The 8,522-nt window shown below is 56.7% G+C and carries 9 protein-coding genes and 1 tRNA gene; 4 read left to right on the top strand and 6 right to left on the bottom strand.

Annotated features, from left to right (window positions below; all coding sequences use genetic code 11):
* On the top strand, nt 1-543 hold a 543-nt coding region (locus VN114_RS09575), incomplete at its 5' end, for an OmpA family protein (RefSeq protein ID WP_325514287.1).
* Nucleotides 544-632: 89 nt separating this feature from the next.
* Here the strand turns inward: VN114_RS09575 and VN114_RS09570 are convergent.
* From VN114_RS09570 to VN114_RS09550, 5 genes are all read right to left on the bottom strand, one after another.
* Entirely contained in the window at nt 633-1,472 is an 840-nt protein-coding gene (locus tag VN114_RS09570; RefSeq protein ID WP_325514285.1) for a Crp/Fnr family transcriptional regulator, read from the bottom strand.
* A gap of 151 nt (nt 1,473-1,623) precedes the next feature.
* Entirely contained in the window at nt 1,624-2,991 is a 1,368-nt protein-coding gene (locus VN114_RS09565; RefSeq protein ID WP_325514283.1) for an MgtC/SapB family protein, read from the bottom strand.
* Nucleotides 2,992-3,098: 107 nt separating this feature from the next.
* Nucleotides 3,099-3,335, bottom strand: a complete 237-nt coding sequence (locus VN114_RS09560) for a hypothetical protein (RefSeq protein ID WP_325514281.1) — start codon at nt 3,333-3,335, stop codon at nt 3,099-3,101.
* Between the two features lie 55 nt (nt 3,336-3,390).
* Nucleotides 3,391-3,612: a hypothetical protein gene (locus VN114_RS09555; RefSeq protein WP_325514279.1), complete on the bottom strand. Its 222-nt coding sequence runs from the start codon at nt 3,610-3,612 to the stop codon at nt 3,391-3,393.
* Nucleotides 3,613-3,740: 128 nt separating this feature from the next.
* Nucleotides 3,741-5,414 (bottom strand): sigma-54 interaction domain-containing protein, encoded by a 1,674-nt coding sequence (locus VN114_RS09550; RefSeq protein ID WP_325514277.1) that lies wholly within the window; start codon nt 5,412-5,414, stop codon nt 3,741-3,743.
* Between the two features lie 286 nt (nt 5,415-5,700).
* On the opposite strand from VN114_RS09550, the gene VN114_RS09545 reads away from it, so the two are divergent.
* The 3 genes from VN114_RS09545 to VN114_RS09535 are packed head-to-tail and all read left to right on the top strand — an operon-like array spanning nt 5,701 to nt 8,330.
* Nucleotides 5,701-6,063 (top strand): DUF485 domain-containing protein, encoded by a 363-nt coding sequence (locus VN114_RS09545; RefSeq protein ID WP_325514276.1) that lies wholly within the window; start codon nt 5,701-5,703, stop codon nt 6,061-6,063.
* Nucleotides 6,060-7,586, top strand: a complete 1,527-nt coding sequence (locus tag VN114_RS09540; protein WP_325514275.1) for a cation acetate symporter — start codon at nt 6,060-6,062, stop codon at nt 7,584-7,586. The genes VN114_RS09545 and VN114_RS09540 overlap by 4 nt, the downstream gene beginning before the upstream one ends.
* Before the next feature lie 54 nt (nt 7,587-7,640).
* A complete protein-coding gene (locus tag VN114_RS09535) occupies nt 7,641-8,330 on the top strand; it encodes a haloacid dehalogenase type II (RefSeq protein WP_325514274.1) in 690 nt (229 codons plus the stop codon).
* 87 nt (nt 8,331-8,417) lie between these two features.
* On the opposite strand, the gene VN114_RS09530 is transcribed toward VN114_RS09535, so the two are convergent.
* Nucleotides 8,418-8,507: transfer RNA gene (locus tag VN114_RS09530), tRNA-Ser, on the bottom strand.
* Nucleotides 8,508-8,522: the final 15 nt, after the last annotated feature.

Raw genomic sequence — 8,522 nt, 5'->3', positions numbered from 1 at the left:
CTGGGGGGTGTGATTGGTGCTGTGGCCGGCAATGTCTGGTCCAGCCGCATGGAAAACCAGAAACGTCAGATGGAACAGGCAACGCAAGGTACTGGCGTACAAGTCACGCAAACCGCCGATAACCGCTTGAAGCTGGATATTCCGAGCGATATTTCGTTTGCCACCGGCCGTTCGGAAATCACCGACAGCTTCCGCCCGATTCTCGATCGCTTCGCCAGCGGCCTGAACGATAATCCTGCCGCCACCGTGACCATCATCGGCCATACCGACAGCACTGGTACTGATGCAATCAACAATCCGTTGTCGCTGGACCGCGCATCGCGCACGCGTGATTACCTGGCTGGTCGAGGCGTTGCACCACAACGTATTTACGTCGATGGCCGCGGCAGCCGCGAACCGATCGCTACCAACGCCACGAACGAAGGTCGCGCACGCAACCGTCGCGTAGAAATCTTTGTGGCAGAACAACAGCAACCGCAGGCGCAACCGCAACCACGCCCTTATCCTTCCCAGCAATATCAGCCGTATCAACAACCGCGCTGACCGCATGCCACCTGCCGATGTTGCGGCAGAATCGCAGAACCAAAAACAAAGCCGCTCGAAAGCGGCTTTGTTGTTTTTGGCAGAATCAATCAGGTATTCGGCAACAGTCCTTCATAGACCTTCTTGATGCTCGCGTAGCATTCGCAGATGTGATCCTCAAGACCCAGTCGATCGACAACCGTAATCTGGCCGCGGCTGTAATGAATCAGGCCTTCATCCTGCAACTTGCGCGCCGCTTCCGTCACACTTTCGCGTCGTACGCCAAGCATGTTTGCAATCAGATCCTGCGTCATGCTGATTTGATTTGTCTGCAGACGGTCCAGGCTTAACAGCAGCCAGCGGCACAATTGCTGGACGATCGTGTGATGGCGGTTGCAAGCGACCGTATGCGCCATTTGTGTAAACAGTGCCTGCGTAAAACGCAGCAGCAATTGCTGCAAGGCACCACCGCGTGCAAATTCCTGTGTCAGGAGAGACGCCTTGATACGAAAACCGTAACCCGCGCTCTTGATGAAAGCGCGATTCAACGATGCGCCGCCACCCATGAAGACGTCGTGGCCGACCACACCTTCGTAACCGATGACCGCCGTTTCGGACGATGCACCGTCTGCTGTCTCATACAAAAGCGACACAATGCTGCTGGTTAGAAAGTACACGTGTTGCATCTGTTCGCCGGCTTCGCAGATCGTTGTGCCAAACGGCATTTCGACAAATTCAAGATGCGGCAACAGACGTTCGTAGTCAGCCTCCGGCAGTGCAGCCAGCAAACCGTTATGACGTGGGCTATGACCATGCAGGCCGGCCAATGCCCTTGGTGCAACCGGGTGTTGTGTGGAATTCTTTTCTTTCGCTTTCAGCGCGGCGATCGCATTGGCGTTAATGACCGGATGGCCGACAGCGGAAGTGCGAACATTCGAGATGTGTGCCATGGGTGTCCCCTAAGTCGTCATTACTGAGGGCTTCATCATTACACCGCAGGCGGACTGGCAAAATCAGCGGTTTTCCCATTCTGGTGTGAGAGAACACTGACAAAAAGATAATAAACGCCGACATTCGGCAATCTGGCTTGATTAAATCCCTTTAAACGCCTGCAAACTGCGCCAGGGTCGGAATTTTTTCCAGGAGGAAATTAAGCAGGGGCTTCGCTGCCATTGCACCGACAATGCCAACGGCGGAGATCGACAACATCGCGATCGACAGGCGCAACGTCAATCCGCGATTGTGTGCACGCAACACCAGCGGCAGATTAATCAACACGCTTGCCAGCGATGCGATGACTGCGCCAGTTGACGCCACGTGCGACGGCACTGAACCGTTGGCGACCAAGCTTGCGGCAGCAGCAACCGCACTGGCGCTGGAAACAACGCCACCGATCAGACTGACCGCATAGAAACCTGCCTCGCCAAAACCCCGTTGCGCCACGACACCAGCCACGTGCAGGATCAAGAAAACCAGTCCGTATTTCAGGGCGGCGCTCAGCGAAAACGGCAGCGGCAGTTCCACCTGCTCATGCGGCGCGGTATTTTTTTGCATGGAATTCCGATCGACAAAGAACCAGGCCGTCGTCAGTATCAACATCACTGCAAAAGGCATGGTCGCCGTCAATGCCGCTGCCGGCGCCAGAATCAGCAGCAACGCGCCATTACGGATGAGCATTGCACCCGTCGCCAGCAGAATGCCGCGATACGCGGCGCTGACCGTATCCGGCCGATTGTCGCGTGCGCGCGCTGCAAGCTCGCTGACCGTAATACTGCTGTTGACCAGCCCGCCGAGAAAACCGGCCATCACAATGCCGCGCGTCCCGTACATTTTCCACAGCACATAGTTGGCAAAGCCGATGCCGGCAATGAGAATCACGGTCACCCACGCTGCGCGCGGCTCGATCAGATGCCAGGGACCGATCGCGCCGAGCGGCAATGCCGGGTAGATCACGATCGCGAGAATCGCCAGCAGCAATGCCGAGCGCATTTCGTTTTCAGTCAGTCCGAGACTGAAACCGGTCAATCGATCCTTCCACGCCAATAGCGCCGTCACGATCACGATGATCGATGCCGGCGTCGCCGTATGACCCTTGCCGCACAAAATGCCGGCGACACACGTTACCAGCATCGCCGCCGAAGTGGTCAGCTCGTTGCTGCCATTGGTACGCAAGCGCTGTACATTGAGGAAGACGGCGAGAATGCCTGTCAGGAAGAGAATCAGATAAGCATAATTGTCGCCAAGCGTGCCACCCATCGCGCCGAGCAGCGCAATCAGGCCAAAGGTCCGCAGACCCGCATCCTTGCCACGCCGTTCACGCTCCAGACCGATCAACAAACCGAGGGCCAGCGCAAGGCTCAGGCGCGTCAGGCTGACCAGATACGGCCACTTCACTTCGGGCAATGACATGCCGACTTGAATCAATGGCGCGGCGATGGCCTGGGCGGTATGCGGATCGGGAATGCTCATGTCTCGGACAAAATATTGGCTACCGGGAAACTATAAACCACTCGCCACTGCTTGTCCGTGCAAATTACGCATGTGCTTATGCGTCGATCTTGGACCGCCAACAGCGTTCATGAAGGCTCGGCCAGCAGATCGTCGATCTTGCGTCGGGTATCCGCCAGCACTGCCTCTTTCGCTGCATCGTGTGACGCCGCCTCACAGGGCCCGCCGAACTGCTGGAACATTTCCCGGCCATCCGCGCCCTCGCGTTCTACCTCACTCGTGGCCGACCATCGACTGTGATCGAGCGGTACCAACACGACGAAGATTTCGAAGCCTTCATACACACCTGCCGGCGTTCTGCTCATGGTTTTTCTCCTTGGTTGCGTCTGTACCTTGACTGCGTTGCTTCTACCGTTGCTCCTATTCGTCCGGATGTTCGTCGATATAACGCGCGATGAAGGCATGCGCCTCGTCCAGCGCTTCGGCTTCGGTACCGGACACGCCCGTATCGTGAATACGTTCGGCAATATCTGGTCGGCCTTCGATCGTGTGAGAAACATGCCCCGAAAACGTACCGTCAGGACGTTCGCTTGCGTAGGGCCGGAAGATATGTCGCGACGATTGCTGTTTGCGTTCGCTCATCGATTGCTCCTGTTTTGATGAAGTACATCTCAACAGAGAACGCAAACGGCAAAAGGTTCGATACGCCTATCGTGCAATATGCCGACAGGAAACATTACTGACTTAGCCTGCATCGAGACGGCTTCGTGTCACTCAGCCTTTTCCTTCAACCTGCGCACGATCGTCGACTGGCTGGTCCGCAAATGTCTTGCCGCAGCGCGCGTGCTGCCGAAACGCTCCACGGCGTCCTGAACCAGGCGCCGCTCAAACACCGCGGTGCGTATCTTCATCTCGGCATCCGATTCTTGCGCATGTGCGGCTTCCGGATGCAGCATCGCCGGCAGGTATTCGGCAAGAATCAGCGGTTCGGGGGTCGTCACCACCAGTCGCTCGACCATGTTGCGCAATTCGCGTGCATTGCCGGGCCAGTCATAATCGAGCAGCGCCGCGAGTGCCTGCTCGGAGAATCGTTTTTCAAGTGCATATTGGCGATTGATCTCGTCGAGAAATTGATGCACCAGCGGCAGGATATCTTCACGCCTTTCCCGCAACGGCGGAATGTGAATCGGGACCACACTCAACCGATAGAACAGGTCGCTGCGGAACTGGCGCGCATCGACCATTGCCTGCAGATCGCGGTTGGTAGCAGCTATCACACGAACATCGACGGCAATCGGACGTGTGCCGCCGACGCGGACAATCGTTTTGTCCTGCAACACCTGCAGGAGCTTCACCTGCAAATCGAGCGGCAACTCGCCGATCTCGTCGAGAAACAAGGTTCCGTGATCGGCAACTTCGATGAGCCCGATCTTGCCCTGCCGCTGTGCGCCGGTGAACGCCCCCGCTTCATAGCCGAACAGTTCGGACTCCAGCAGATCGCGCGGAATTGCGCCGCAGTTGATTTTCACGAACGGACCGTTTCCGCGTGTTCCTTCGCGATGAATCAATCTTGTCAGCACCTCCTTGCCGACGCCCGACTCACCGGTAATCAAAACCGTCGCATCCACCTTGGCGACCTTTAATGCCAGCGTCGTGATCTTTTGCATGTCATGACTGCGCATTGCCAATCCCTCAATCACCGGCAAACCCATGCGCAGCTGGCTGACTTCCAGTTCGACGCGATGCAGTTTTTCCTGCGCGCGCGCAAGTTCTTCCTGCAATTGATTGAGTTCCGTCATGTCACGCGAGTTGATGATGACCTTGCGCACCGCGCCATGCTCGTCGAGTAACGGGATGCCGGTGACCATGATGGTTTTACCGACGCTTGTCTCCTGCACGGCGCTGATGCGTTCGCGCGTTTCGATCACCCGCATGGCAATGACCGGATTGATCAGGCCGCTCTTCTGGAATTCGGACACATGCTTGCCGATCAGTTCGCTGGCAGGCACACCGTAGTTGCGCTCACATCCTTCATTGACCAGAAGCGTCATGCCATCGCCATCCGCAATGAAGATGCCATCGAAGGAATGCCGGTAAATCTCGCGAAAATCCAGGTACATCTGTTCGACGTGCCTCATCTGCGGCTCGAATTTCGCCGCAACCGCAGCGGGCCACAGCAACAATGCGCTCGTACCGTCATGCTCGTGCTGTTCGACCTGATACGACTCGCCATCGATTTCGATTAACGGCTCGATATTTCCGTTGCCGTCGAACCAGTTGCGCAACCCCTGCACGTCGCGCCAGCGCGCTTCGTTCAACGCCGGATGCCGCTCGGCCAGGTAGCCGTTTCGCCACAAGGCGCCATCGGGCTGCCTTGTCACGATACCCAAAGGCAGACTTTGCAAAAGGTCTGCCTGCCATTGCGATGAAGGCGCTGTATTCAAGTGAATCTTCCGAAATCAAATTGATTCAATAATGACTCATTTTTCCTCTCTCAGTACAGATTCTGAATTTGGTTAGGTTCTTCCGCGGAGAAGGTTGAATCACTTAAGAATCAGTTTGATTCATTAATGGTTCGAATTGCATGGATTTTGATTGCCACCGACAACGGTTTATGCAATATCTTCTTTAAATTCAATTACTTGTGGAGATGGCACGGCAGATGCTAAGGAGGTAATCAACCTGCAACGACAGGCCGGCAAAAATGCCAGGAAAACACAGGAGACAATCATGACAGTTCATTCCGCCGTAGAAGAAAGGAGCGCGTTGGAGAGTTTGCGTGAATCTCGCAACCCGCCGTGTCATTCGCCCTATTTCGCCGACTTGCTTCGCACCAAACGCGCAACCGTGACCCCATTGCTGGTTGTCAGCGTCGGATTCTTCCTCTGTCTCACGCTGATGGCCGGATTCGCGCGGCCGTTGATGACGATGAAAGTGTTCGGTGCCCTGAATCTCGGGTTCTTCCTGATCCTGATCGGATACGCCATATGCTGGATCGCCGCATTGCTGTACATCCGCGCAGCCAATCGCCTGTTTGACGAAAAAGCGGCAGTCGTTGTCCAGGCACATCTCGGCAGGAGCAAGCAGCCATGAAAATTCTCACGCTTGTCATCTTCGCGCTGATCCTGTCGCTGACGCTGATCGTCACCTGGTGGGCCGCCAAGCGCACCAATACGACCAGCGAATTTTATGCAGCCGGCGGAAGTCTGTCCGCCAAGGAAAACGGCTTTGCCCTTGCCGGCGACTGGATGAGTGCCGCGGCATTTCTCGGCTTTACCGGATTGACCGCATTGTACGGCATGGACGGATCGCTCTATGCGGTATCCGCACTTGCCGCGTTCCTGCTCATCCTGATGGTGATCGCCGAACCGATCCGCAACACCGGCCGCTTCACGCTCGGTGACGTCATCGCCTATCGCATGCAACGCCCGGAAGCTCGTCTCGCCGCGGTCATCGGCACGGCCATCGTCAACCTTGCGTACATGATTCCGCAATTGGCCGGCGCCGGCGCGTTGATGAAACTGCTGCTCGGCATACCGTATTCGGTTGCCGTCATCTTCGTCGGCATCGGCATGGTCGTCTACGTGCGTTACGGCGGCATGATCGCCACGACGTGGGTGCAGATCATCAAGGCGGTTCTCCTGCTTACCACCGCGGTCGTGCTCGTGACCTGGTTGCTCGCCAAGGTCGGCTTCAATCCGTTGAACCTGTTTTCGGTCGCGGAATCGCGCTACGGCCCGCAAATGCTGGCGCCCGGAAATTACCTCAAGCATCCGCTTGACGCATTGTCGCTCACACTCAGCCTGATCGTCGGCACCGCAGGCCTGCCGCATATCATGACGCGCTTCTTTACCGTCCCGGACGCAAAGACGGCAAGGAAATCCGTGATCTGGTTGATGTTCCTGGCGGGCAGTTTTTTTCTCGCCACGACATTGATCGGCTTTGCCGCAGCCATTCTGGTCGGTCAGGACACCATTCGCGCCGCGGATAAAGGCGGCAATCTTGCGCTGCCGTTACTGGCGCAATATCTCGGCGGCGGTCCCGGATCGCTTGGTGGCGAAATCTTCCTCGCCATCGTCTGTGCGGTTGCCTTTGCCACCATCCTCGCCGTGGTCGCGGGGCTGACGCTCGCTACGTCGGGCACCGTGGCGCACGATCTCTACGTCAACATCATCCGCAAGGGCAATGTCAGCGAAGCCGATCAAGTCCGCATCGCCAAATTCTCGACGCTGGCGATCGGCATCATTGCCACCTTGATGGGATTGCTGGCGGAAGGCGTCAACGTTGCGGTGCTGGTCATTCTTGCCATTTCGATCGCGGCTTCGGCCAATTTCCCGATCATCGTGCTCTCGCTGTTCTGGCGGCGATTCAATACTGCCGGCGTCATCTGCGGTGTCGCGACGGGGCTGGTAGCCGCGGTCGCATTGGCGTTCATGGGGCCGGCCTTCCTCGGCAAGGATGCCATTTTTCCGATCGTCAATCCGACCATCCTCAGCATGCCGCTCGGTTTCCTTGGCGCGGTCATCGGCACCTATCTCGGTCGCCGTGACCTGCTCAACGAACAGCGTTTCGATTCCGTCCTGTACCGCGCACACACGGGCATGAGTGCCGAATAACCTCTTCAACCTGACCGCGGCAGTGATGCCGCCATTTATCCGAAAGCCAAGCAAATGAAAAACATCAAAGCTATCGTCTTCGATCTCTACGGCACGTTGTACGACGTGCAATCCGTCAGCCAGGCATGCGAGGAATGCTATCCGACGCATGGCGAATCGATCGCTCTCCTGTGGCGTCAAAAACAGCTGGAATACACCTGGCTGCGCAGCCTGATGGGACGCTACGTCAATTTCGAACAGGCGACCGAAGATGCGTTGCGTTACAGTTGCGCCCATCTGAAACTGCCGATAGATGCCGAAACGCACCGCCATCTCAGCGACGCGTATCTTCGCCTGTCGCCGCATCGCGATACGCCGGCAGCGCTGCAACGCCTGCACAATGCAGGCATTCCAATGGGCGTCATTTCCAATGGTTCGCATAACTCGATCGCGCAGGTCGTGAGCAATTCCAATCTGAGCTGGGCATTCCGGGAACTGATCAGCGTCGAAACCGTGCAGGTATTCAAGCCGCACACAAGCGTCTACGTGCTGGCCGAAAAACGCATGGGGCAACCGAAGGAAAACATCCTGTTCGTGTCGTCGAATGCATGGGACGCCACTGCCGCGAGCCACTACGGTTTTCCCGTCTGCTGGGTCAATCGGTACAACGGCGTTTTCGATGAACTGGAAGCCAAACCGACTTATGTCGCGTCTGATCTTGGCCGGGTGGCCGATGCGCTGCTCGCGGAACAGGTGAGTACCTGATACAGGAATGCTGCAGAAATGCGTATTGCAAATAAAAAAGCCGCTCGAAAGCGGCTTTTTTATTTGCGGAAGAACCGCAATGAATACTGGCGGAGAGGGTGGGATTCGAACCCACGGTACGATTTAACGTACGCCTGATTTCGAGTCAGGTACATTCGACCACTCTGCCACCTCTCCGGATATGGTCTTTTA

This window comes from Oxalicibacterium sp., assembly GCF_035565035.1.
In the GTDB taxonomy this organism is placed as follows: domain Bacteria; phylum Pseudomonadota; class Gammaproteobacteria; order Burkholderiales; family Burkholderiaceae_D; genus Oxalicibacterium.
Note: the sequence above shows the minus strand (reverse complement) of the source record. Positions and strands in the feature narration are given on the sequence as shown.

Bases quoted from the DNA above. Each gene is read 5' to 3' on its own strand.
- VN114_RS09560 (WP_325514281.1), bottom strand. From the start codon at position 3,335: ATGAGCAGAACGCCGGCAGGTGTGTATGAAGGCTTCGAAATCTTCGTC.
- VN114_RS09540 (WP_325514275.1), top strand. From the start codon at position 6,060: ATGAAAATTCTCACGCTTGTCATCTTCGCGCTGATCCTGTCGCTGACG.
- VN114_RS09570 (WP_325514285.1), bottom strand. From the start codon at position 1,472: ATGGCACACATCTCGAATGTTCGCACTTCCGCTGTCGGCCATCCGGTC.
- VN114_RS09535 (WP_325514274.1), top strand. From the start codon at position 7,641: ATGAAAAACATCAAAGCTATCGTCTTCGATCTCTACGGCACGTTGTAC.
- VN114_RS09555 (WP_325514279.1), bottom strand. From the start codon at position 3,612: ATGAGCGAACGCAAACAGCAATCGTCGCGACATATCTTCCGGCCCTAC.
- VN114_RS09565 (WP_325514283.1), bottom strand. From the start codon at position 2,991: ATGAGCATTCCCGATCCGCATACCGCCCAGGCCATCGCCGCGCCATTG.
- VN114_RS09545 (WP_325514276.1), top strand. From the start codon at position 5,701: ATGACAGTTCATTCCGCCGTAGAAGAAAGGAGCGCGTTGGAGAGTTTG.